At 65.9% G+C, this 24,977-nt stretch carries 16 protein-coding genes; 3 read left to right on the plus strand and 13 right to left on the minus strand.

The features are described 5' to 3' along the window. Positions 1-57 precede the first annotated feature (57 nt). A complete protein-coding gene (locus tag XarjCFBP7645_RS15455; protein WP_104538229.1) occupies positions 58-2,433 on the minus strand; it encodes a TonB-dependent receptor in 2,376 nt (791 codons plus the stop codon). Positions 2,434-2,703: 270 nt separating this feature from the next. Here XarjCFBP7645_RS15455 and XarjCFBP7645_RS15460 point away from each other — a divergent pair, with 270 nt between their 5' ends. Continuing rightward, a complete protein-coding gene (locus XarjCFBP7645_RS15460) occupies positions 2,704-4,353 on the plus strand; it encodes a glycoside hydrolase family 43 protein (RefSeq protein ID WP_104538230.1) in 1,650 nt (549 codons plus the stop codon). A 219-nt stretch (positions 4,354-4,572) separates the two neighbouring features. Here XarjCFBP7645_RS15460 and XarjCFBP7645_RS15465 read toward each other — a convergent pair whose 3' ends face one another. The 6 genes from XarjCFBP7645_RS15465 to XarjCFBP7645_RS15490 are packed head-to-tail and all read right to left on the minus strand — an operon-like array spanning position 4,573 to position 9,992. Further along, on the minus strand, positions 4,573-6,531 hold the full coding sequence (locus tag XarjCFBP7645_RS15465; RefSeq protein ID WP_181126354.1) for a response regulator: 1,959 nt from the start codon (positions 6,529-6,531) through the stop codon (positions 4,573-4,575). Continuing rightward, on the minus strand, positions 6,521-7,396 hold the full coding sequence (locus tag XarjCFBP7645_RS15470; RefSeq protein WP_104538232.1) for a sensor histidine kinase: 876 nt from the start codon (positions 7,394-7,396) through the stop codon (positions 6,521-6,523). Before XarjCFBP7645_RS15470 ends, XarjCFBP7645_RS15465 begins: the two co-directional genes overlap by 11 nt. Then, positions 7,393-8,403 (minus strand): ATP-binding protein, encoded by a 1,011-nt coding sequence (locus XarjCFBP7645_RS15475; protein WP_104538233.1) that lies wholly within the window; start codon positions 8,401-8,403, stop codon positions 7,393-7,395. The genes XarjCFBP7645_RS15470 and XarjCFBP7645_RS15475 overlap by 4 nt, the downstream gene beginning before the upstream one ends. After that, positions 8,394-8,789 (minus strand): ATP-binding protein, encoded by a 396-nt coding sequence (locus tag XarjCFBP7645_RS15480; protein ID WP_104538234.1) that lies wholly within the window; start codon positions 8,787-8,789, stop codon positions 8,394-8,396. Before XarjCFBP7645_RS15480 ends, XarjCFBP7645_RS15475 begins: the two co-directional genes overlap by 10 nt. Then, positions 8,786-9,148, minus strand: a complete 363-nt coding sequence (locus tag XarjCFBP7645_RS15485) for an STAS domain-containing protein (protein WP_104538235.1) — start codon at positions 9,146-9,148, stop codon at positions 8,786-8,788. Before XarjCFBP7645_RS15485 ends, XarjCFBP7645_RS15480 begins: the two co-directional genes overlap by 4 nt. A gap of 1 nt (position 9,149) precedes the next feature. Further along, a complete protein-coding gene (locus XarjCFBP7645_RS15490) occupies positions 9,150-9,992 on the minus strand; it encodes an STAS domain-containing protein (RefSeq protein WP_104538236.1) in 843 nt (280 codons plus the stop codon). A 578-nt stretch (positions 9,993-10,570) separates the two neighbouring features. Here XarjCFBP7645_RS15490 and XarjCFBP7645_RS15495 point away from each other — a divergent pair. Next, positions 10,571-11,671, plus strand: coding sequence for an NADH:flavin oxidoreductase/NADH oxidase (locus XarjCFBP7645_RS15495; RefSeq protein ID WP_104538237.1), 1,101 nt, complete (start codon positions 10,571-10,573; stop codon positions 11,669-11,671). Between the two features lie 973 nt (positions 11,672-12,644). On the opposite strand, the gene XarjCFBP7645_RS15505 is transcribed toward XarjCFBP7645_RS15495, so the two are convergent. The 3 genes from XarjCFBP7645_RS15505 to XarjCFBP7645_RS15515 all read right to left on the minus strand — a co-directional run bounded on the left by XarjCFBP7645_RS15505 (position 12,645) and on the right by XarjCFBP7645_RS15515 (position 18,437). After that, positions 12,645-14,969, minus strand: coding sequence for a hypothetical protein (locus XarjCFBP7645_RS15505; protein ID WP_104538239.1), 2,325 nt, complete (start codon positions 14,967-14,969; stop codon positions 12,645-12,647). A 24-nt stretch (positions 14,970-14,993) separates the two neighbouring features. Continuing rightward, positions 14,994-16,862 carry an ATP-binding protein gene (locus XarjCFBP7645_RS15510; protein WP_181126355.1) on the minus strand — a complete coding sequence of 623 codons (1,869 nt, stop codon included), beginning with the start codon at positions 16,860-16,862 and terminating at the stop codon, positions 14,994-14,996. Between the two features lie 219 nt (positions 16,863-17,081). After that, positions 17,082-18,437: a helix-turn-helix transcriptional regulator gene (locus XarjCFBP7645_RS15515; protein WP_181126406.1), complete on the minus strand. Its 1,356-nt coding sequence runs from the start codon at positions 18,435-18,437 to the stop codon at positions 17,082-17,084. A gap of 904 nt (positions 18,438-19,341) precedes the next feature. Here XarjCFBP7645_RS15515 and XarjCFBP7645_RS15520 point away from each other — a divergent pair. Beyond that, positions 19,342-20,127, plus strand: a complete 786-nt coding sequence (locus XarjCFBP7645_RS15520) for a winged helix-turn-helix domain-containing protein (protein WP_104538241.1) — start codon at positions 19,342-19,344, stop codon at positions 20,125-20,127. 407 nt (positions 20,128-20,534) lie between these two features. Here XarjCFBP7645_RS15520 and XarjCFBP7645_RS15525 read toward each other — a convergent pair whose 3' ends face one another. The 3 genes from XarjCFBP7645_RS15525 to XarjCFBP7645_RS15535 all read right to left on the minus strand — a co-directional run bounded on the left by XarjCFBP7645_RS15525 (position 20,535) and on the right by XarjCFBP7645_RS15535 (position 24,871). Continuing rightward, entirely contained in the window at positions 20,535-20,921 is a 387-nt protein-coding gene (locus tag XarjCFBP7645_RS15525; protein ID WP_104538242.1) for a DUF805 domain-containing protein, read from the minus strand. Positions 20,922-21,208: 287 nt separating this feature from the next. Then, positions 21,209-22,600 (minus strand): DNA repair protein RadA, encoded by a 1,392-nt coding sequence (radA, locus tag XarjCFBP7645_RS15530; protein WP_016901522.1) that lies wholly within the window; start codon positions 22,598-22,600, stop codon positions 21,209-21,211. A gap of 390 nt (positions 22,601-22,990) precedes the next feature. Continuing rightward, complete coding sequence (locus XarjCFBP7645_RS15535) at positions 22,991-24,871, minus strand: M61 family metallopeptidase (RefSeq protein WP_181126356.1); 1,881 nt, start codon at positions 24,869-24,871, stop codon at positions 22,991-22,993. Positions 24,872-24,977 lie beyond the last annotated feature (106 nt).

Here is a 24,977-nt window from a genome sequence, read left to right on the forward strand (position 1 = left end):
AACCGGGAGCGGCCGACAAGACCATTGCGCAGCCGCTCGCTACCGTCTCAATCGCGCTTACTGCCAGTTGACGTTGACCGACACGCCCACCACTCGCGGCTCGTTGTACACCGCCGCCATGTAGTTTTCGATCACGCCCTTGACGTTCTTCTCGTTGGTGATGTTGCGCGCAAACGCCGCCACTTCCCACGCGCCATAGCCGCCGGTGTAACCGAGCTTGAGGCCGCCTTCAAAATTACCGTCGGCGCGGAACTCGGTGGAGTCGTACAGCACGAAGCTGGTTTCGCCCTGCTTGTTCCAGTCGGTGGACACGAAGAAGGCGCCGTCGTTGCCCACCGGGATGTCGTAGCGCGCGGCCAGGTTGAGGTTGTACTTGGGCGCGTTGGGCAACGGGTTGCCGTCGATCTGCGCAAAGGTGTTGGCGCCGACGCGGATGGTCGGGTCGTTGACCGTGCACACCACCACGCCGTTGAGCGCACAGGCCTGCGCATAGACGCGATCGTCCCGGATCTCGCTATGCAGCAGGCTCAGTCCGGCGGTCAGCGACAGGTTGGAGATCGGGCGCCAGTCCAGATCCGCTTCCAGGCCGTAGGCCTTGCCCTTGTCGGCATTGAACAGCACACCGTTGCCGTCCGAGTCGTTGCCGTTGAGCTGGATGTCGTTCACCGTATAGGTGAAGCCGCTGACATTCAGACGCAGACGGTTGTCGAACAGGCTGCTCTTGATGCCGGCTTCCCACGACAGGATGGTTTCCGAATCGGCGGTGGTGAAATCCGAATTGAACACCGCGCTGCGGCCCTGGATGGTCGGACCGCGGAAGCCGCGTGCAACGCGCGCATAGACGCTCAGCTCGGGATTGATCTCATACATCGCGCTGAGGTCCCAGCTGGGCTGGGTATCGGACATGCGCACGTCGCGGCGGCCGCGATAGGTCACCGCACCTGCGGCGGTGTCGGCGGTCTTGAGCAGACGGGTTTCCTTGCTGTCCTTGGTCTGGCGCAGACCGGCGGTCAAGGTGAGTGCGTCGGTGGCCTTGTAGCTGAGCTGCCCGAACCCGGCCCAGGAGGTATTGGTGTTGCGCAGGCGTACCCAGTTGTTGGGGTTGCGCGCCGCGGTCTGCAGGAAATACGCACGCTGATAGAAATCGGTGGTGTCGCGCCCATCGAAGTAGAACGCGCCCACCTGCCACTGCAGTGCGTCGTCGCCTTCGCTGGCCAGACGCAGTTCCTGGGTGTACTGGTCCAGGTCGCGGATCTGCCCCATCGACTGGCCGAAGCCGTTCGGCACGCCATTGACCGGGTTGTTCGCCGCTGCGCCGCCATCGGTGTCGCCACGGCTGTAGCCGGAGGTGGTCTCGTAAGCGGTGATGGAAGTCAGCGACACGCCGCCGAAATCGTAGATTGCCTTGATCGAGCCGCCGTCGGTCTGATACGCCTGCGGGTTGTCGTGCGCCTCGTCGTAGGCCACGCGATCGCGCGCCACGTCGACCTTGTCGCTACCACGGGTGACCGCATTGCGCAGGAACAACGTGGAGGTACCGTCGTAGTCGCGGGTATGCACCGAACCCAGCAGCGAGAACGCGTCGTTGGGCTTGAGCAGCACCTGCAGGCGCGCATTGCGGTCGTTGTAGCCGCCCATCGCATCCTTGCGCGGCGTGCGCGTGCCGTCGGCGCTGCTGCCGGCGAAGGTGTTGTCCACCCAGTCGTCGCGGTGTTGATACAGGGCCGACACGCGGAACGACAGCACGTCGTTGATCGGGCCGCCGAAGCCGCCGTCCAGCGACACCGTGTTGTAGCTGCCGTAGCTGGCATCGACGCGGCCGGTATAGGTATCGCCGGGCTTGATCGTGTCGAACTTGACGATACCGGCGGTGGTGTTGCGGCCGAACAAGGTGCCCTGTGGGCCGCGCAGCACTTCGACCTGGTCCACGTCGTAGACCGGGTTGGATTTGAGCACCACGTGTTCCAGCACCACGTCGCCCTGGATGATGGACACCGGCTGCGAAGCGCCAAGATAGAAATCGATATTGCCCAGGCCACGGATATAGAAGCGCGGGAAGATGCGCCCGGTGGTGGTCTCGGCATAGAAGCCCGGTACGCGGCCGGACAGTGCCAGCAGCGTGTCGTCGCCACCGGCGGTGAACTCGCGCATCGCCGCGCCCTGCACCACGCCCACCGACACCGGCACTTCCTGCAGGTTCTGCTCGCGGTGCTCGGCGGTGACGGTGACCGTATCCAGCGCGGTCGGGCTGCCCTCGCCCTCTCCCTGGCGCGTCGGCACCTGCTGCGCAGAGGCCGCGGCCGCCAGCGAGGCGAGCAGCAGGCCGGCGCAGGCATGCGCCAGCGGCGTGCGCTGCAAGGCGGCGCGACGACGTGCGGGTGCGTGCGTGGTGGCGGACGTCAGGGACGCGGAGACAGACGAGTACAACGGCATGCGAAATGATCCTTGGGTAGGTGACGCGAGGGGCGATACGGGGTTGTGCCGGCCGAAGGCGCGACGTGGCGCCGCGCGCACGATATGTCAGCAATGTTTCAGCTCTATGGCAAGCGTGCCGTGGCGCACGTGGCTGCCGCCGCACAGCCCTGTGCGTGGCGCGCGCCAGCCATGGCGAAATGGCAGATGCCTGCAGTAGCGGTGTGCTGTCATGCTGGCGCCATGTGGACGCGCTCCGGAGAGGGACAGACCTTGAAACGACTTGGATGGATGGCGGGCCTCCTGGCCGCAGTGAGCTGTCAGCTGGCGCAGGCCGGCAGCGCGGTGATCAACCGGATCGACTACCAGGGCGATGACGGCGGCCCGGTGCCGACCGCAGCGCAGTACCGCAACCCTGTCGTGGCCGGCTTCCATCCGGACCCATCTGCGGTCCGCGTTGGCGACGACTTCTATCTGGTCAACTCCAGCTTCGGCTATTTCCCCGGCCTGCCGGTGTTCAAGAGCCGCGATCTGGTGCACTGGACGCAGATCGGCAATGCGATCGATCGCCCCGGCCAGATCAGATACGGCAGCGACGAACTCACCCGCGGACTGTTCGCCGCCAGCATCAGCCACCACGACGGCATCTTCTACATCGCCAGCACCTGTTTCTACTGCGATGGCGGCAATTTCCTGATCACCGCCAGGGATCCGGCCGGACCGTGGTCGGACCCGATCTGGCTGGATGCCAAGGGCATCGATCCATCGCTGTTCTTCGACGACGACGGCAGCGCCTGGCTGGTCAACAACGATGTGCCTGCCGGCACGCTGCGTTACGACGGACACCGCGCGATCTGGCTGCAGCAGCTGGATCTGACCCGCATGAAACTGGTCGGCACGCGCCAGGTGCTGGTGGATGCGGGCTTCAGGCCAGCCAGCAACCCCGAGCATATCGAGGGCCCGCACCTGTTCCGCCGCGATGGCTACTACTACCTCACCGCAGCCGAGGGCGGCACCGGCGAGCAGCATGCGCAGATGATCTACCGCAGCCGCCAGATCGCCGGGCCGTACCAGCCCTGGGGCGGCAATCCGGTGCTGACCCAGCGCGATCTGGACCCAAGCCGCGACGCGCCGATCACCTCCGCAGGCCACGCGCAGTTCGTCGAATTGCAGGACGGCTCCTGGTGGGCGGTGTTCCTGGCCACCCGCCCGTATCAAGGCAACCGCTACAACCTGGGCCGCGAAACCTTCCTGCTGCCGGTGCAGTGGCGCGACGGCTGGCCGGTGATAGTGCCGCACGGCACGGCAGTGCCTGTGGTCGCCGCGCGCCCGCCGCTGCCGGCAGGCCCGCAGGACACACCCACCAGCGGGCCGATGCAGTGGAGCGAGCGTTTCCAGGACGCGCACGTGCCGATGCAATGGATGACCATCCATCCGCCAACCACGCCGTGGTATGTCACCGGCCCACAGGGTCTGCGCATCACGCCTTCGACCGTGGCGCTGGGCGATATCGGCCGCGGGCAACCGGCGTATCTCGGCCACCGTCTGCAGCATCACCACGCCACGCTGGGGGCGACCGTCGATGGAAGCACGCTGGCAGCGGGCGAACAGGCCGGGCTGGCGATCGTCGCCAGGGAAAGTCATTTCCTGGCCGCACTGCTGGTGCGCGACGATGCGGGCATGTCGGTGGTGCTGTCCCGCCGCGCCGGGACGCAGGAGCCGGGCACCGGCACCGTGCTGGCACGCGCGCCGCTGGCCGATGCAAGCCAACCGGTCACGCTGCGCTTCGCCCTGGATGGCGCACGCGTGCATGTGGATTACGCGGTCGGCAGCGGCCAATGGCAGACGCTGCTGGAACAGGGCGATGCGAGCATGCTCAGCACCGACAGCGCCGGCGGTTTCCTGGGCGTCACGTTCGGCCCGTACGCGTATTCGCGTTGAGCGCGCGCAAGCGAACGACACATCGGCACTGCCGACGCACTGGACGACCGCCCGCTACAGGCAGGCGCGTACAACGTAGCGTGTCACGCGCAGGAAGCGCACACCTGATACATGCGGGTCGACGTTGGCCCCGACGGCATTCAACGCGCAAGGCGTCGCCACGACAGCGTCGCGCGGCAGGTCGGCATCGACGGCTGACGCCTACGCGCGCAAATCGCGTCAGCCGCGGACGGCCAGCACACTGCTATCGAGCATCTGGCCGACCATGTTGAGCAGATCGTTGAGGCTGAAAGGCTTGGGCAGCAGCGCCATGCCGTCGGCCAGAAATTCCTGGCGGGTGGCGGCGTTTTCGGCGTAGCCGGTGATGAACAGGATCGGCAGGCCGGGGCGCAGCGCGCGCGCCACATCGGCCATGTCGCGCCCGTTCATGCCGGGCAGGCCGACGTCGGACACCACCAGATCGATCTCCACACCGGCACGCAACTGATCCAGTGCGCCATTGGCGTCTTCGGCTTCGATCACGTGGTAGCCGGCATCGCTGAGCACCTCGCTCACCATCATGCGCACCACGTCGGTGTCGTCCACCAGCAGGATGCGCTCGCTGCGCGTCCGCGGCGAACTCGGTGCCGGTGCCGGCGGCACTGCGCTGGCGGTGAGTCCGCGCGGCAGCAGCAAGGCCACCGTGGTCCCGCGGCCCACGGTACTGGTGATGCGCGCGGTGCCGCCGGATTGGCGCGCAAAGCCATAAGTCATCGACAAGCCCAGGCCGGTGCCTTCGCCGATCGGCTTGGTGGTGAAGAACGGCTCGAAGACCTGATTGAGGATGGCCGGCTCGATGCCGCTGCCGTTGTCGATCACGTTCACCGCCACGTAATCGCCATCGTCCAGTTCCGGATCGCCCTGCGCGGTATAGGCCGCGCTCTGGATGCGGATGGTGCCCCGCCCCTTCAACGCGTCGCGCGCATTGATCACCAGATTGAGCACCACGTTTTCGAGCTGGTTGGCATCGGCCACCGCCACCAGCGGCGTGTCCGCCAGCTCCATTTCCAGCACGATGTTCTCGCCGATCGAGCGGTGCAGCATGTCTTCCAGCGAGCGCACCCGCGCGTTGATGTCGAAGGCCTGCGCATCCAGCGATTGCTTGCGCGCAAAGGCCAGCATGCGCTGGGTCAGCGCGGCGGCGCGATGCGCCGAGCCGGTGGCGATCTCGGCCAGCCGCGGCACCCGCTCGATGCGATTGGACTCGACCGCCAACTGGATCATGTCCAGGCCGGAAATGATGCTGGTCAGCAGATTGTTGAAGTCGTGCGCGATGCCGCCGGTGAGCTTGCCCAGCGCCTCCATCTTCTGCGCCTGCAGCAACTGGATTTCGGTGCGCTGGCGCTCGGCGATCTGGTGGGCCAGCTCGGTGGTGGCGGTATCCAGTTCCTGGCGCTGCTCGCGCTCGCGCAGGCGCTGTTCGGTGACGTCTTCGACCAGCAGCAGGCCCAGATCCGGTTCGCGATACGGCGACACGCGCCATTCGGTCTCGCACACCTTGCCCTCGCACAGGATCGACAAGGCACCGCTCCAGCGCTCGCGCTGCGCCAGCGCGTTGGTCAGCGCGTGCACGGTGGCGGCCTGGTCCACGCCGGGCACGGCAATCACCTCGCCGGGCGTGGCGGCACCGATCAAGCGCTGGAACGCCGCATTGGCCTCATGCGTGTGCAGCCTGGCATCGACCACCGCAATCGGCGCGCTGATGTGCTCGAAGATCTCGCGGAAGCGTGCCTCGCTGATGCGCAAGGCGTCCTCGGCCTGGCGCGCGCGCAGCAGGGTGCGCAGCGTGGCGACCAGCACACTGGGGTCGACCGGGTGAATCAGGTAGGCATCGGCACCGGCTTCCAGGCCGGTGATCATGTCGCCGGTGGCGATCGACGCCGCAGACACGTGCACCACCGGCAGCGACGCGGTGCGCGGCTCGGCGCGTAACGTGCGCACGATGTCGAAGCCGCTCATGTCCGGCAGATTGACGTCCAGTACCACCGCAGAGAATGCCTGCCCGGCCAGCTTGGTCAGGCCGTCGGTGCCGGTACCGGCTTCTTCGACCACGAACTGATGATGTTCGAGCACGCGCCGCACCGAATAACGCGTCACCGCGTTGTCGTCGACGACCAGAATGTGTGGCTTACTGCCCAAGTGCATCCTCCGGTGCCAGCGTGACCGGCAGCACCACAAAAAATTCCGACCCTTGCCCGACCACGCTGTTGATCCCCACCCTGCCGCCCAGCAATTCGGCGAACCGCTTGCAGATCGACAACCCCAGACCGGTACCGGTGAGCCGTTTCTGCAACGGCGAGTCCACCTGTACAAAATCTTCGAACAAGGCATCGTGAAGCTCGGCCGGAATGCCGATGCCGGTGTCCTGCACGCCGAAGCGCACATGGGTTTCGCCTTCCAGCTGTGCGAACACGCGCACATGGCCTTGCGGGGTGAACTTGAGCGCATTTGAGATGAAGTTGCGCAGGATCTGCGCCAGCTTCTTGTCGTCGGTGTATAGCATCGGCAGCGTCGGTGGATCTTCGAAGATCAAGGTGGTGCTGCTGGCATCGGTGAGCGGGCGGAACATGCCGCGCAAGGCCGCAAACAGGTCCATCAGATCGAACCAGCCCGGCGAGATGGTGATGCGCCCGGCCTCGATCTTGGCCAGATCCAGCAGGTCGTCGACCATTTCGGTGAGCTCGCGCGCCGAGGCGCTGACGAAGCGCACCTGCTTGGACTGCTCGGCGGTCAGCGGCCCGTCCATGCCATCTTCGAGCAGGCGGGTGATGCTCAGGATCGAGCTGAGCGGCGTGCGGAACTCGTGGCTCATGTACGACAGGAAGCGGCTCTTGAGCTCGGACACATCGCGCAGTTGCTCGGCCTGCTGATCGAGCTCGGCATACAGCGCCAGCACGCCCTGGTTGGTTTCTTCCAACTCTTCGCGCAGGGCCTGGTTCTGCTGCCGCAGCGCGTCGAGTTCGGCCAGCGGATCGGGGGGCGATGTCTCACCGGAAGCATTCATTGCAGGCCTCCCAGCCGCATGACAAACACGCCGCAATCGTCGCGGCCACGTGTGTAATCGCGCAACAGCACTGCGGCAATCAGACGCGGATGGCGCGACAGCAGCCCCGGGTGGTCGCGCAGGTTCCAGCGTGATTGCAGACCGTCGCTGTGCATGACCAGCAGTTTGCCGGCGGCGTCCGGAAAATCGAACGGCTGCGCCTTGCGGAACTGCACCCCGACGATGCCCGGATGCGACGGCATGCCGCGCACGCCGTCGCCATCGCACAGCGACGCGACGATATTGCCCACCCCGGCAAAGCGCACCCGGCCGGCGTTGCTGTCGAACTGCATCACTGCCGCTGCGCCGCCGCGGGTGCCGGACATGCCGGCATGCAGCTGCGCGATGCGCTCGCCGGGCTCGCCGCTGGCCGTGGCCGCAGCGCGCGTTCCGGCGTCGGCAGCGTCGGCAGCGCCCGGACCGTGGCCCAGGCCATCGATCACGGTGATGGTCGCCCGCTGCTCGCCAATGGCCAGATGCCAGGCATCGCCGCACACCGTTTCGTTGTGCAGCGGCAGACGGATGGCGCCGTACGCCAGGTCTAGCTCGGCGCGTTGCTGCGCAAACAGCCGTGTCATCACGATCGCGCCCTTGACGTCGGAGTACGCATCCAGCACCTGCGCCTGGCGCTTGATCGCGCCCAACCCGGTGCCGGGCGTCCCGGCGGTGGAGTAGCCATCGCGCAGGCCGTCCGCCAGTGCAAACCCGGGGCCGCCGTCGATGGCGCAAATCTCCACGCCCATGCCCTGGCGTGCGGCCACCGTGGACAACTGCAGGCAGCCGCCACGTCCGTGCTTGACCATATTGGTGGCAAGCTCGGTGGCCACCAGCGCCACGCGCCCGCAGGCGGCCTCATCGAAGCCCAGCGTCTGTGCCAATGCCGCTGCCTCGCGGCGTGCCTGCCCGACCTGGCTGGTCTCGTCGACACGAAACGCGCGCGTGACCTCGCCAGCGAGCGTCACTTCCATTTGGTGATGGTGATGCGCGTGCCCTTGCCGGCTGCGGTATCCAGGACGAAGTCATCCACCAGCCGCCGGCTGCCGGACAGGCCCAGTCCCAGCCCGCTGCCGGAGGTCCAGCCATCGGTGAGCGCCAGGTCCAGGTCGGGAATGCCGGGACCTTCGTCGCGGAAGGTCAGCTGCACGCCCTTGCGGATGCCGCTTTCCACCAGGGCCCAATCCATCTCGCCGCCACCGCCATAGATCACGGTGTTGCGCGCCAGTTCGCTGGCTGCGGTGACCAGCTTGGTCTGGTCGACCAGACGCAGGCCGCACTGCACCACCAGCTTGCGTACCGTCTGCCGGGCCAGCACCACATCCTGTTCGGTACGCACCGATTGCGAACCGGTCGTCATGAAGTGCGATCGGGCTGCTGCAGCAGGCGCATGCCGCGTTCGACATCGAGCGCGGTGCGCACCGATGGCAGGGTCAGCCCCAGCTCGACCAGTGTGATCGCCACGGCCGGCTGCATGCCCACCACCACGGTCCTGGCATCCATGATCGCCGCCAGCCCGGAGATGGTGCTGATCATGCGGCCGATGAAGGAGTCGACGATGTCCAGTGCGGAAATGTCGATCAGCACGCCACGCGCGGAGGTGGCGCTGATCTTTTCCGACAGGTCCTCCTGCAACGTCATCGCCAATTGATCGTGCATGTCCACCTGGATGGTGACCAGCAGCAGGTCGCCCATCCGCAGGATCGGGATGCGCTCCATGTCAGCCTGCCTTGTTCACGGTCACGCCGATGCGCTTGAGCGCCAGGGCCAGCGCGTCGGACAGGTTGGCCTTGGTGACGATACCCTGCAGGTCCAGCCCCAGGTGCACAATGGTCTGCGCAATCTGCGGGCGCACGCCGCTGATGATGGCATCGGCGCCCATCAAGCGGATCGCAGTGACGGTCTTGAGCAGGTGCTGCGCCACCAGCGTGTCCACGGTGGGCACGCCGGTAATGTCGATGATGGCGATTTCCGAGCCGGTATCGACGATGCGCTGCAGCAGCGACTCCATCACCACCTGGGTGCGCTGCGAATCCAGCGTGCCGATCATCGGCAGTGCCAGCACGCCGTCCCACAATTTGACCACCGGGGTGGACAGCTCCAGCATCTCTTCCTGCTGGCGCACGATGATGTCTTCGCGGGTCTTCTGGAACGCCTTGACGGTATACAGGCCCAGACGGTCCAGCAGCTCGGACAGCGCCCACAGCTGCTGGCCCAGTTCCTCTGGCGTATCGGCATACTCGCGCTGCATCAGCGCAAACAGCACCCGCTTGAGCGAGAAGATGAAGTTGGCGGTTTCCTGCGAATCGAAGCCGCGGGTGGCGCGGTCGCGCGAGAGGTTTTCCAGGAAGCGACGCACCTCGCTCCAGTCGGCGCTGTCCAGGGTACTGCCGCCGTCCTTCAGGGAGGCGACCAACAGATGCAAGAAGTCTGCACTTTGTGTTTCGACGTCCTGCCGGGAAATGCGTCCATCGCTGCCCAGGCTGGAGCCCAGCCATGCAGCCAACAACGCAGTTTCCTGGCCACGAATCGCATCGATCGAGCGCTGCTGCAATGCCACCATGAGATCACCCGCCGGAATGAAGAAGAAAGGGCTGGGCGTACGGGCGGCACTGCGCCCTGACCGACGCGGCGCCCCCAACGCCGAAGCGCTGCAGAGTAAAGCAATTCAGTTTCGGCAACCAGCGACCAACCTGTAGCGGTCATGCGCGGTGCCCGACACAGTTTGACATCGCAAGGTGGGCGGCAAACGTGAGCGCGGCCACGCCTGGACAACGGCGGTCGCGGCACGCGCCGCAGCCGCACAGGCGACCGTGCAGGGCGGCCGCACGGCTGCGCGGGTCCGGCGCCGGTGCGGCGCGTCGGCACTGGCGGTGGCATGGTGGCCGGCGAGGCCGGCACCGCAGGGTCCAGCGGCCGCTCCGACCGGTACCTGGCCTGCCCTGGCTGCGCCGCCCTGACCCGGCGTCCATGTCGTGACGGCACCCACCACGCCTGCGCCGGTCACGACCGCACGCCGGACTAGGTACGCATCCGCACACCTGGCAGCGCATGCAACGCGCTGTGCCATTGGCAGGGTGTCTGCGCGGTGGTCGCGCGTGGTCTGATCGCAGCCTGCTTTTTCTCAGGTGGTCGCTCTCCATGTCATCGCTGTTCTCTCCGTATCAACTCAAGGACGTCACGCTGCGCAACCGCATCGCGGTGCCGCCCATGTGCCAGTACACCGCCGTCGACGGCCTCAGCAACGCGTGGCATCAGGTGCATTACGCCAGCATGGCGCGCGGCGGCGCGGGCCTGGTGATCGTCGAAGCCACCGGCGTGTCGCCGGAAGGACGCATCACCCCCGGTTGCCTGGGCCTGTGGAACGACGCCCAGGCCGAGGGGCTGGCACGCATCGCGGCATCGATCAGCGCTGCCGGCGCCGTGCCGGGCATCCAGATCGGCCACGCCGGCCGCAAGGCCAGTGCCAACCTGCCGTGGGAAGGTGACGACCACATCGCCGACGGCGACCCGCGTGGCTGGGACACCATCTCGCCCTCGGCCATCGCCTTCGGCGGCGGCCTGCCCAAAGTGCCGCGCGAGATGACGCTGGACGACATCGCCCGCGTGCGCGGCGATTTTGTCGCCGCCGCACAGCGCGCGCGCGATGCCGGCTTCCAGTGGCTGGAGCTGCATTTTGCGCATGGCTATTTGGCGCAGAGCTTCTTCTCGGTACACGCCAATCATCGCCAGGATCACTACGGCGGCAGCGCCGAAAACCGCGCGCGGTTCCTGCTGGAAACGCTGCAAGCCGTGCGGGCAGTCTGGCCGGAACAGCTGCCGCTCACCGCACGCTTTGGCGTGATCGAATTCGATGGCCGCGACGAACAGACCCTGCAGGAAGCCATCGCACTGACGCGCAACTTCAAGCAAGGCGGCCTGGATCTGCTCAACGTCAGCATCGGCTTCAGCACCCCGACTGCGCAGATTCCGTGGGGGCCGGCCTTGCTGGCGCCTTACTCCGAGCGGGTCAGCCGCGAGGCGCAGCTGCCGGTTGCCTCGTCCTGGAACATCGACGATCCGCTGGAAGCCGACCGCGTCGTCGGCGCCGGGCAGATGGAGCTGGTGATGGTCGGCCGCGCGCACCTGGCCAACCCGCATTGGCCGTATCATGCCGCGTTGGCACTGGACGAAGAACGCCCATCGTGGGTGCTGCCGCCCTCGTACGCGCACTGGCTGGAGCGTTACGGCAAGCGCAGCTGATCGCACAGATGCGATGCACTGCGAGATTGCGGGACGTGCATGCCTAGGTCTGCTGCGGGCGCTTCCACCGAGTTTCCAGGGATGGACTCTCGGCGTGTCCCGACACCAGATGCGGCGCCACGCTGCCGACCGACTCCGCACACCTGGCAATCTTGTGCAAGACCTCTGCCGGTTCCACGCGAATGCTCCGGTCTGCTGCGGGCGCTTGCACGCGTGCCGGTGTGGGACACGCCGCAAGTACGTCCATGTAGGCTCTGGCGCGGCATCCATGCCGCTCAAGGTCCCACGCCGGCACCCGCGCAAGCACCACCGGTTGTTGTCGGTTGCGGAAAGAAATGCGAACAGCGAGATGAGCTGCACGTTCTTCCGGGCATCCATTCCTGGCGGCGTGACAGCAGATGGATGACTTACCGATTACATCGGCCACGAAGTCCGCAAGCATCAACACCTGCTTGAAGCATTGCTTGCCGATCAGCAGTAGCACTCTTGGGAGCGTGGTGCCGCGTCCGGGGGCGGGACCGTGTGGCGGCATGGATGCCGCCACCGAGCCTCCACGGACGGATTCACGGCGTGTCCCGACACCGGATGCGGCGCCGCGCTGCCGACCAGCTCCGCACACCGATCAATCTTGTGCACGACATCTAGAGTTCCACGCGAATGCTCCGGTCTTTTGCGGGCGCTTACACGCGTGCCGGTGTGGGACACGCCGCAAGTACGTCCCTGTAGGCTCTGGCGCGGCATCCATGCCGCTCAAGGTCCCACGCCGGCACCCGCGCAAGCACCATCAGTCGCTGCCGGTGGCTGAAAGAAATGCCGATGGGCAATTGGGGGGCCCATCCTTCGGAACGTCACCATTCCTGACGACATGCCAGCAATTGGCACGCAAACCACGCATGCCAATCCCGAATGCCCAATCCCCAATCCCGGCGGCGGCGGCATCAGCAGCGGCTACGCGACGAGCTTGATCGCCGCCCTACAGCCCGTAACGCTCCACTGCATCCAGATGCGGGCGCGGGTCCTGATCGCAGGCCTCGGCCAGGCGCAGCCAGCACATCGGGTGCGCCCAGTGCGCGGTTGTGGCCAGCAGGACGCGATGCAGTTCCAGCGGCAGCACCGCTTCCGGCACCGCCACGGTGAACAGCACGCCCTGCAGACCCGTGTTCGCATCTTCCGGGTCGAACGCCTCCGCGTGTTCCGGATCGACCACGCGATACTCGTCGCGGCTGTGCAGCCACAGTTTCCAGCTACGCGCCTCGATGTCCTGGCGCAAGGCCTCGATCGCCTGCTCGCCAGGATGCACGCCATCCACCAGCCAGCTGCTGCCGTACCCGCCCGCCTGCAGCACATGCACCTGCGCATAGGTCGGCACGAAGCGCTCGCGTTCGGCCTCGTCCTCCGGCGGCGGATACAGCAGCTCCGCATCGAACACCACCCAGTCGCCGACATGCTGGCGCCGATGCGCCGGTGCATTTTCGACGATACGCGCGGTGACCGGGCCGGTGCGCCGGGCGTAGTACTCGGCTACCTCGCCGTCATCCACGCAACGCACGATCACCCAACCCCAGGTCTCTTCGACCACGCCACTGGTGCTGCTCAGCTCCATGCCGAGCGCCAGCGCCGAGGCGCGCACCGCGTCCCACTGCTGCGCCGCGCTGGCCGCGGTCATGTGATCCCAATGCGCGGAGCGCGGTTCTTCCATCAACTCGGTCAGCTGTCGATACACCTCGGTCGCTTCGGCGAAGCGGCCGGTGTTGAGATACATGCGCCCCAGCAACCCGCGCGCACCGTGCGAGCCAGGCGACAGTGCCAGCAACGCGGTGCAGGCCTGCTCCAGCGCCGGCCAATCGGCCAGTCGCTGGGCCAGCTGCGCCTCGCACCACAGCGCCGCCACCGGCACCAGCGGGCGGTACAGCTGCGCCAGCCGGCGCAGGCCGGCCTCGTCGCCACGGCCCAGCAGCAGATTCATCAGCCGGAAGGTCGGGCTGGTTTCGCGATCGGCATGCCGCTGCACGAATGCCCACAGCAGCGCGATCGCCTCATCGTCGGCCGCACACGCGCTCAATGCCGACGCCGTGGTGTCCACCAACTCGGCATCGTCGGGTCGCTCGGCCACCGCCTGCAGCAACCACTGCGCCTCGCGCTCGGGGTTACGCGCCACGTCTTCGGCCTGCGCATCCAGCCATGCCAGCAACTGTTCGGCGGGCACCGGCGCCGGCTCGCCGGCCGGTGCGGTTTCGATGTGCACGGCCAGACCGTCCAGCAGCTGCGTGGCGCCACGGTCCTGGCGCAACTTGGGCACGTGCGCACGCGCAAGCGCCAGATGTCGGCGCGCAGTCCACACCGCGCCACGCTGCAAGGCCAGCCCGATCGCCATCTCGGCCGCCTCGATCAGCATGCGATGCGCACCGACCTGCGCGTAATGGTCGAGCATCACCTGCAGGCGGCTGCCCAGATCCCAGGTATTGCGCTCGGGCTGGCGCGATACCAGCACCACCGCCGCACGCAACCAGTGCAGGCGGTAGCGCGGCGCGACCTCGCGCCACGGCAGAAACGCCTCCAGTGCTTCGTCATCGCGATGCAACAGTGCCAGGGCACGGGCTTTCTGCAAACGCCGCGGCTGACTGCAGTTGGCCCACTCCGCCCCTTCGCGCGCGGCTTCGCGCTCGCGCTGCTCGATCAGTGCCAGCGCGTCTTCCGCGCGGCCCAGCGAGAGCAGGATCGAGATACGCATGTCCGGCACGCCGTCGTAGATCTGCCCGCCATGCGCAAGAATGGTCTGCGACTGCCCTTCCAGATAACTCAGCGCCGCCTCGCCGCGTCCGTCGTCGAGCAAGGCGTCGGCTTTTTCGCAGCTCAGGCACTGGTAGCACGACCAGCTCGGATCGATGCGGCCCAGCGTTTCCTCGCACACCTCGATGCGCTCTTGCACCCAGCCCGGGCCATCGATATTGGCGTAGCACGCGGCCAGATCCTGGGTCACGCACACCGACTGCGGGCACTCCACCGCGTCGGCGCGGTGTGCGCGTTCGAACAACGTCACCGCATCGCTCAACGCACGTTCGCCTTCGCACAGATTGCCGACCCGGTTGCGCATTTCCCAATGCCCGACGAACACCTCCAGCCACGGATTGGCCAGCGTCTTGCCTAGCGCACGCGCCTCGGGCAACAGCGCTTCTGCGCGTTCGATCTGCAGATCACAGACATGGTCGGTCAGGCGCGTCAGCAGCTGCGCATTCTGCGGCTGCCCGGCTTCGCCCAGATCGTCCTGCAGCTTTTCTACCCAGTTCCAGATTTCCATCGTGGTGCTCCTTCGATGCGGCGCTCAGCGTGCCAGCAATTGGGTCACGGCCTCGGCAAGATCACCGAAGGCCCGATTCAAGTCCGATCCGCCAGATGCGTTGGCACCGGACTGCGGTTGGCTGCGCCCTTGCGCCGACACGATCACCTTCAGCGAGCGCAGCAGCCGCGCGGCCACCGCCGCCTGCGGATTGCCGGCGCGCTGCGCCGCCAGCAGCGCCTGCAACGCCGGATTGTCGAGATTCAGATACAGCCGCTGGGTCTGCCGCGCCTGGATCCCCGCAGTAAATTGCCGGGCCAGCCGCAACGCAGCGGTGGACACGCGCTTGTCGTTCTCGTCCTGCTCCAGGCGGCGTTTCAGTTCGGCCTCGCGGTCGGGCACCACCACCAACGGCAATGCCTCGGGGCTGAAGCGTGCGGGCACCAGTGCTTCGCCATCGCCCAGATGCTGTTCCAGCCAGGCCAGTTCGTCGGCCGGCAGCGTGTCCAGCTGGAACAACTGCCGGTTGCCCTGCTCGGTACCCAGCTCGACCAGGCGCACGCCCTTGGCCTGCGCCCAGCGCCGCAGGAACGGCACCACCGCATAGCGATTTCCGTAGGCCACCGGCACGCCCATCGCGCGGAACAACATTTCTTCGAAGCCACTGTCGCTGTCCAGGATCACGTGCACCGCGCCACGCGCCGGCAACTGCTGCGCCGCCAGATCGCCCTGCGAGGTCGGCACCCGCACGTGTTCCATCAGCAACTCGAACAAACGCTCGTCGCACAGCGCCGCGCCCAGCAATGCCTCGTTGTGCCGCAGCAGAATGCGCCGCCAGGCTTCCGGCTGCTGACGCGCCACATCGGCCAGGCCCTGCACCAGCGCCTCGGACAGCGCGTGCTGTACGGCCGCGTAGGTGGCATCGCGCTGCAGATCCTCGCGGCTGGCGGTGGGCGTCAAACGGTTGGATTCGATCACACCGCCGATAAAGCCCGCCCATGGCGGCAGCAGTTCGCGCGCGTTGTCGTCCAGCAGCATGCCGCGCAGGAACACCGACAGATTGCGGTTGTCGCTGGTGCCATACGTGGCTCCGTCCTGCACCCACAGCAGACCGACCGCATCGCTGCCCTCCTCCGAGCGCACCGGCATGCAGCACAAGGGTTCGAAGTTGCGCTCGAAACGCGCGGCAAACTCGCGTTGACGCCGCCAGGCCTGCACCGGATGCAACGGCACCGCATCGTGCATGCGCCATGGCGGCGGCTCCGGGTTGATCGCCTGGGTATCGCCACCGATCCAGATCGGCTCGCGCAACAGCGCGCAGTAGCGCGACAGGATCTCGCGCAGCCGTGCTTCCTGGGCCAACGGCAGATAGTCCTGGTGCAGCTCCAGCACCACTTCGGTTCCGACCTGCGCACGCGCCGGGATCGGACTCACCGTGTATTGCTCGGCATTGCTGGAGATGTAGCAATGCCCCAGCGCCGGGCTCTGGTAGGAGGTGGTGCGCACGGTGACGCGGCGCGCCAGCACGAAGGCCGACAGAAAGCCCAGCCCGAACATGCCGATCAGGCCGCTGTCCTCATGCCCGCCCTGACGCAGGCCGCGCGTATACCCCACGCCGACCGTGGCCAGATAATCATGGATTTCCTGCTGGGTCAGCCCGGCGCCGGTGTCGATGATGCGCACGATGCCCTGGGCAGCGTCGGCATGCACTTCGATGCGCGATTGGCCTTGCCAGTCGGGTTGCTCCAGCCGGCGACGCAGGATCGAGTCGTGCGCGTTCTGCACCAGTTCGCGCAGCGCGACCACCGGCGTGGAATACAGATGCTTGCTGAGGACGGACATCAGCCCGTTGAGATCGACGCCTGCGCGGCGGATCTGGGAGGCGTCCGTCGCCTCGGAGATGTGATCTTGCATGATCGTTCGTCGTTTCCTTGGCGGCCACGCCCATCCTCGGACGCGCCTTCCTGGGTGGCAGTGCGAGCCGAACAGGATAGCCGCAAGCCACGCCGTACGCACGCGCGCCACACGCTGACTGCTTCCAGCGCCTGGCTAGCGTTCGGTCGTCACTGCAGCACACCCTTCGGAAGCGACCCGCCACGGCCGCGTCGACGCACGGCCGTGGCGCGCAGCGGCTTACCGCTGCAGGGTTTCCATCGGTGCCTCGTTGAAATGCTGACGATAGCCCTTGGCCAAGGCCGAGCGGCTGCCCACGCCCCAGCGGCTCGCCGCCTGCAGCACGCTGCCGCAGCCGCCTTCGGCCAGCAGTTCGTCGCGAATGCTCTGCATCCGGTAGCGACGCAGCACCTGGGTCGGCGACAGCCCGGTGGCAGACTTGAACGCCTGCTGCAAGGCGCGCCCGGTGACACCGATTTGCGCGGCCACCTCGTTGATCGACAGATCCGAGCGATGCGCATTGGTGATCATGTAGGCGTAGGCGCGCCGATACTTGGACGGCAGCCGCGCCGAGATGTCGTCGCTGACATGTGCCGGCGTGCCGCTTTCCAGCAGCCGCGGCGCCTGCACCTCGCTGCGCAGGCACTGCACCGCGCCCAGCGCATAGCGGTTGTACAGCAACAGCGCCTGCTCGGTCTTGCCCAGCGCCTGGCTGATCTTGGCCTGGCAATACTCGAACTCCAGATTCCAGCGCGGCGCGTGGTGCCTGCCGGCACCGGCCAGGGCACGCTCCGCCAGATCGGCACGCCCCACCGCCAATGCGGCAAGCGCCAGTTCCACCTGCGCATCCTGCCGGGCGCCGGGCGGGCAGCCGGTGGCGGCGGCCGGCAGCGCATCGATCTGCGCATCGAAACCGAAGGTATCGCCACCGGCAATGCGCAGCAGATTGCGCACGTGACGCATGCGCTGTGCGAGCACCGGCATGCTCTCGGCCAGCTCGGCGATGCAGGCGCGCAGCTCATTGGGTTCGATCGCGTGCGCCGCATCCTCCTGGCGCAGCGTGGCCTGCCAGAACACGTGGTCGCTCATCCGGTCCGCGCGACGGATGCGCAACTGCGCAACCATATCCAGGCGCAGCGCGTTGGCGATGCGCAACCATTCGGCTGCACCGCTGTCCAGTTCCGCCAGCACGTCGTTGGCACGCTCCAGCGTCTGCAGCGCCAGCGTGCTCTGGCCCAGATGGAAGTGGATCAGCGCCTTGCCCAGCAGACTCTCCCCATACAGGCAGGCCGGCGTCTGGCGGTCCATCGCCAGCTGCGCGAAGCAGTTCAATGCAGCGCTCAGGCGGCGCTGGCTCAGCATCAACCAGGCGGTATTGCGGCAGGACAGCAGCCGTAGTTGGCGCTGATGCCCGCGCATCGCCTTCAAGGCGTGGCGGTAGGCATCTTCGGCTTCCTCCCGGTATTCAAGGATCAACAAGGCATCGCCACTGGCGCCGAGCAGGCTGACTTCATCGTCGGCACCATCCGCGGTGGCCTGGCCGTCGCGGCGTTGTTGAAGATGTTGCAGACCTTGCGGCCAGGCACCCACCAGCATCCTGCTTGTATAGGTAGGAAAACGGTCTGCGTACGACAACGCAGAGATCGCCGCGAAGTAGGTTGAAAGGATCATGCCGGGCTCTCTCATAGGGGGATGAGCAAAAACAACAATGCGCCAGTCTGGCTGGCGCAACCGATTGTATGCAGCGGATCCAATGGAATCTCTCACTAGAAGACCCGAAGAAAATCAAAAAACCTCACTCTGTCTCCTGGCAACCCAGTTATGCGGCATGCAGATGAAGGGCACTTTTTGCATACCGCCGACGCTGTCGTGCATAAGACATTGCACGTCATGCGAAGCCGTGTTGAAGACAGGGCGGTAGCCAGAGAGCATTGCAGGACCACTCAGACATCCGCCTCTGCACGGCTTGAACGTTGTCCTGGTATGACGTGGCAATGACTACGTGCGCGGCGTTTTCAGCAAATGAAAGCCGTGATTCAAATTACTGCCGCCGTGTTTTACTGCATCGACGGATGGCCACATAGTTCCCATGGACTTCGAGCGCATGCAGATCGCAATGCCGTGGTATAGACCTGGACGCGCGTTTGAAGGGCTCGGCGATTCCGCCTGTTGCCTCGCCGCATCGACCGGCCTGCGCATTGCTCGACGTCGGAATTTTGTTAGTTACCGACCACCCATGCCCTGAATGTAAGAGCGACGTTACGCTTAGATGAGCGTACGTTAAAGCCGGCCTGCTCAAAGCCGAAGGAAAGTGTGCAGCAGTGAAAATTTCTGCCTCGGCAATGGTACATACCATTGATCCGACCCCAGATCGGGCCCCCTCGCAGAAGGCGATGACGATGCACCTATCTCTACACGTGGGTTTCGTATTGGCGCCTGCTCTCCGCAACAGGCGTCGAAGACACGACGGGTACGGATGCAGACATGGGAAGGCCGGCTGATGCACGGCAACCCTTCCTGCAAGCGAGGACCGGCGTTCCTGTTGACGCAGGACGCGCGTCTGGCATCGCAGGTCAATGCGAGCCTCGCACCGCTCGCCCCGAGTTTTGCGGTGTTTTCCGACGAACTCGAACTTCTGCGCTCGCTGCGGCATTCCCCTTGCGAGCTGCTGGTCTTCGACGCGACTTGCGTCGCGTCGGACGACAGCTCGCTGCTGGCCTGGCAACGCTGCCACAGCAGTCATCCCACGCCGCTGATCGTGCTGGGGCGGTTCGACTGTACCCACGACATTCTGGCCTGGTACCGCGCCGGCGCACACGATGTGCTCGCCCTGCCGTTCAATGCTCACGAACTGCATGTGCGCGCAGCGTTGGCGCTTTCGCCGGTGGCCGAGGCGTGCTCCGAAAGCCAGCAGCTCAGTGTTGGTCCCTATCACCTGATCCGCGACGAAAATACCGTGTATCTGCACGGCAAGCCGATCGTGTTGACCGCACGCGAGTTCTCGATCGCCTGGCTGTTGTTTTCCAGCCCAGGCGTGTGTTTCCGCCGCTGCCAGTTGGCCAAGGCGGTGTGGGGCAGCCACACCGAGTTCACCGACCGCACGATGGAGCAGCACATCTACAAGCTGCGCAAGAAGCTGCAGCTATGCAATCACAGCGGCGCGGTGCGCATCAGAACCGTGTATTCGCACGGCTACAAGCTGGAACTCGCCCTGCAGGACAGCAACGCACCGACGCCCGGCAAGGCGGTCAGCCCCGGCACCGCCCATCGTGCTGCGGCCTGTTGACCGATGCAGCCCTGCAAGGGCGGCAGCGGCTATCTGACCCGCGCTTGCTGCCTGCTACCGGCGCCCGCGTTGCAGTACGTCAGCCGCTGCCACGCGTTGATCTGGTCAGGCAGTGACTGGCGGAGCTTTTCGCCAGCGCTGGTCGGATGGAAACATACCCACTCAAGAGTTCAATAATGTCGTGACCACACAATCCGGCCGCTGGCGCATTGCCGGCCGACTGCTTCCTACGCCGTGGCAGGACGTCTAAGGTTTTTGGCGACAATTAAAGAACGCACCAGTCAAGCCCGATTCGGCACTCGAACGCGCGCATGTCGTTGGCCAGCCTCCGCCGGCAGGCGATCTCCACAAACGACAATGGCGCGGAGGACTCCCCGCGCCACTGTTCGATCAGGCGTTGCACGCAGTTACTGCTTGGGATTTTCGCCGTACTCGTTCGCACCGGGCGTGCCTTCCAGGCACATGAAGACCAGCACGATGAACCCGCCGACGTAAGGCACAAGGCTGATCAGATAGAACCAGCCAGACTTGCCCTGGTCATGCAAGCGACGCACGGTCACCGCAATGCTGGGCACAATGAATGCCAGCACGACGATCACCATGATGGCAGCGATCAGCCACGCCAATGCACCTGGACCGTTCTCGCCACCCATCAGTGCAGCGGCGACGCCGAACAGGCCACCCAATACCAGCAGGACGATCGCCTGCAACAGCATGAACATCCAGTATTCCTTGCGGCGCGAACGGCCATTGAAGTCGGCATAGCGCTTGAGTGGCAGCAACATCCATTCCATCGTGTTTCTCCTGGTGACGCGCAGTGAGCGGAGTCTGTGAGCCGCTGCACAGTGCAACGGGCCGCGCATGGTGCCATAGCCGCCTCGTGCTGAAAACGGTTTCTTACCGGCTCGCGGCATATCGCGACCCGCTGGCCGACGGACGGTCGCCGGAACCGGCGGCGGGCCAGCCCAAGAAATTCCGGCAGGGTGCAGCGCGCTGGATGCCGCCCTGCGCAGGTGCGCGCGATTGGCTCATCGCGTGCAGGGCGCTGCCCTGTGCAGGCAGTCGCGCTACCCCGCCGGCATCATTCGGCCGCCGCTTCCAGTGCCTGGCTCAGTCGCTCCACCGCAACGATCTCCATACCCTTGATGCTGGTGGTCTTGGGCGCGTTGGCCTTGGGCACGATCGCGCGCTTGAAGCCATGGGTGGCGGCTTCCTTCAGACGATCCTCGCCGTTGGGCACCGGCCGGATCTCGCCGGACAGCCCCACTTCGCCAAAGGCGATGGTCTTCTCGGACAGCGGCCGGTCACGCAGCGAGGACAGCACTGCCAGCAGCACCGGCAGGTCGGCGGCGGTTTCCTGCACACGGATGCCGCCGACCACGTTGACGAACACGTCCTGGTCGCCCACCACGATGCCGCCATGGCGGTGCAGCACCGCCAGCAGCATCGCCAGCCGGTTCTGCTCCAGACCTACCGCCACGCGCCGCGGATTGGACAGCGGCGAGGCGTCCACCAGCGCCTGCACCTCCACCATCAGCGGCCGGGTGCCTTCGCGGGTGACCATCACGCAGCTGCCCGGCTGCTGGGTGCTGCCGCCGGACAAGAAGATCGCCGACGGGTTGGAGACCTCCTTGAGGCCCTTCTCGCCCATCGCGAACACGCCCAGCTCGTTGACCGCACCGAAGCGGTTCTTGAACGCGCGCAACAGCCGGAACCGGCTGCCACTCTCACCTTCGAAGTACAGCACCGCATCGACCATATGCTCCAGCACGCGCGGGCCGGCGATGCCGCCTTCCTTGGTCACATGGCCGACCAGGAACACTGCGGTACCGGTCTCCTTGGCATAGCGCACCAGCCGCGCCGCACTCTCGCGTACCTGGCTGACCGAGCCCGGCGCTGCGGTCAGCGACTCGGTCCACAACGTCTGTACCGAGTCGGCCACGATCAGCTTCGGCCGCGCCACGCTGGCATGCTGCAGGATGTTTTCGATGCCGGTTTCGGCCAGCGCGTTCAGGCCCTCCAACGGCAGATCCAGCCGCACCGCGCGCCCGGCCACCTGCGCCAGCGATTCCTCGCCGGTGACGTACAGCACCGGCAGCGTGCTGGCCATGCTCGCCAGCGCCTGCAGCAACAGCGTCGACTTGCCGATGCCGGGGTCGCCACCGATCAACACCACCGCGCCTTCGACCAGGCCGCCGCCCAGCACCCGATCGAACTCGCCAATGCCGGTGGACACGCGCGCCTGCTCGGATTGCTGCACGTCCTTGAGCGCGGTGATCTTGGGCGCCTCGGCCTTGCCGGCCCAGCCGCTACGCCGCGATGCCGCAGGCGAGGCCTTGCCGCCAGGCGTGGCGCTTTCGAGCACGATCTCGCTGAGCGTGTTCCACACCCCGCACTCGGTGCATTGCCCCTGCCACTTGTTGTATTCGGCGCCGCACTCGCCGCAGACATAGGCTGTTTTCGCCTTCGCCATCGTCAGTTAACCAATCGCTTCTGGAGCGACAGGATAGTCGGCGTCGGTCTCAGGATGCGCGACGCCGGCTCGGGATTCGGGATTCGGGATTCGGGATTCGGGATTCGGGATTCGGGATTCGGGATTCGGGATTCGGGAATCGGGAATCGGGAATCGGCCAGGCTGCGGCGTCGCAGGAATGGATGCAACCGCGCATTCCTGCTGCTGCGTTTTCACTGGGATATCGATGGCGCCGAGCGTTTGGCCGGCGCGATGTCCTTTGGTCGGTCGGCACCGACATCGGTACCGACAAAAATCAGCGTCTGGAGCGGCGTGATCGATCGCCGCCGGTCATGCAGCTCCAGGTCTTTCCATTGCCCGCTCCAACAGCTGCGAGCGGGCAGCCGCCACTCAGCGCGGCTTGTACAACTCGCTCAGGCGATCCGGCTTGCCGGCGATGCGTTCCAGATGCGGATACAGCAAGCCGCCGTGATAGTCGATGCGCACGGTGTCGTAGCGGTCCAGGCGCTTGACCAGCAGTTCGATCGGCGCAGTGGTGCCCTTGGCCGCCTTGATCGCGTCCTTGATCACCTCGCTGCTGAAGGCGCGGCCGTTGACCGCCACGATGGTGTTTCCGGCGATCAGGCCGGCATTGAAGGCCGGGCCGTCCCACAGCACATCGCTGACCTCGCCAGAGGCCTTCAGGGACACGCCAAGCGAATAGGTCAGGCTGGCGTCCTTGTCGTCGCTCTCGTCGGCCTTGGTAGCCAGATTCGGCTCCTCGTTGTAGACCAGCTTCCAGCCGTTGGCTTCGATACCGCCGTTCAAGGAACCATGCCCGTCCATGCGGCTGCGCAACAGGCTCGCCCAATCGTGGGGGGCCACGCCATTGAGCGTGGCGACGATGTCGTCGAAGGTGTACGGGTTGACGTCCCAATCGCCGTTCTTCATGCCGAAGAAGGCCTTGCCGAAATCGTCGATGGAACGCTTGTTGTTGGTCAGCTCGCGCAGCTTGCTGTCCACTTCCAGCCACATCATCTGGCCGCCGGAGTAATAGTCTTCGGCCATCTGATAGCTACGGTAGGCCTTGGGCCGGCGCATCGACATGGTCGGGTCGTTGGTGGTGTCCTGCACGGTGCGCCAGGCCATGCCGGGGCGACCGCGCTCGTAGTTCGCCGCCACGCCGGCCAGCATCTCGCGTGCCTGATCCTGCGTCCACAGGCCCGAACGCGCAGCCATCACTTCGCCCCAGAACTGGGTCTGGCCCTCGTACAGCCACAGCAGGCTGTCGCCCATCGGCACATTGAAATTGGGCGTGGCCAGGTCGGCGCCACGGCGGTACTTGCCGTTCCAGGAATGGTTGAACTCGTGCGCAAGCAGGTCGCGCCCGGTCCAGCTTTTGTCCCACTCGGTGAAGTAGGTCGGCACGCCGCTGTTTTCGCTGGAGCGATGGTGCTCCAGGCCGATGCCGCCCAGCTTCTTGGTCAGCGCCAGCAGGAATTCGTAGTGATCGAAGTGCCGCGCGCCGTAGAGCTTGTCCATCTGCTGCACCAGCGACGCATGCGCCTTGATTTGCTCGGGCTTGGCCTCCAGCGACTTGGCCTCATCGGCGAACACGTTGAGGTAGACCGGCTGCTTGCCGCCGCTCAGCTCCACGCGCTTGTAGTACTTGCCGGCGAACATCGGCGAGTCGACCAGGTCGTCGAAATCGATCGGCTTGAAGGTCACCGTGTCGCCAACCCGGCGGTCGGTCTCCAGCGCCGTGGCATAGCTCCAGCCGGCCGGCAACGTGACGCTGGCCTGGGCCTTGATGTTGCGCGCGAACACGCCGGCCGGATACAGCGCCGTGGTGTTCCACTGCAGGTTGAGCATCTCCGGGGTCATCATCACCCGGCCCTGGTTGGGGGCCTGCGGCGAGAGGAACTTGAACTCGGCCACCAGCTCGGTGGCGCCTTGCGGCACGTCCACGGTGAAGGCGTACACGTCGAACTGGTCGCGCTTCCACGGCACCACCTTGCCGTCGACCTTGATCACCAGACCGGCGAGTTTGTCGATCGGCCCGGTCGGGGAGTGATTGCCGGGAATCCACTGCGGATACAGCAGCGTCATCGGGCCCGGCCGGGCCGGCATGGTGGTTTTGACCTTGAAGATGCGATGGGCCAGATCGGTGGCATCGACGTCGATCTTCAAGGTGCCGTCGAACGGCACGTCCTGCGGCGCGGCGGTTTGTGCGGCCGCAGGCAACGACAGTGCCGCCAGCAACGACACGGACAACAAGGTGGGGATCTTCATCGCAACTCCGCAGGGACCTGGAACAGGCAAGCCCACGATGCTAAGCGCCTGCCCGCGCTTCCCCGTATGCCATAGGTCATGCTGCGCAGCGATTCACACACAAAAA

It is taken from the genome of Xanthomonas arboricola, from assembly GCF_002940665.1.
GTDB lineage: Bacteria > Pseudomonadota > Gammaproteobacteria > Xanthomonadales > Xanthomonadaceae > Xanthomonas > Xanthomonas arboricola_B.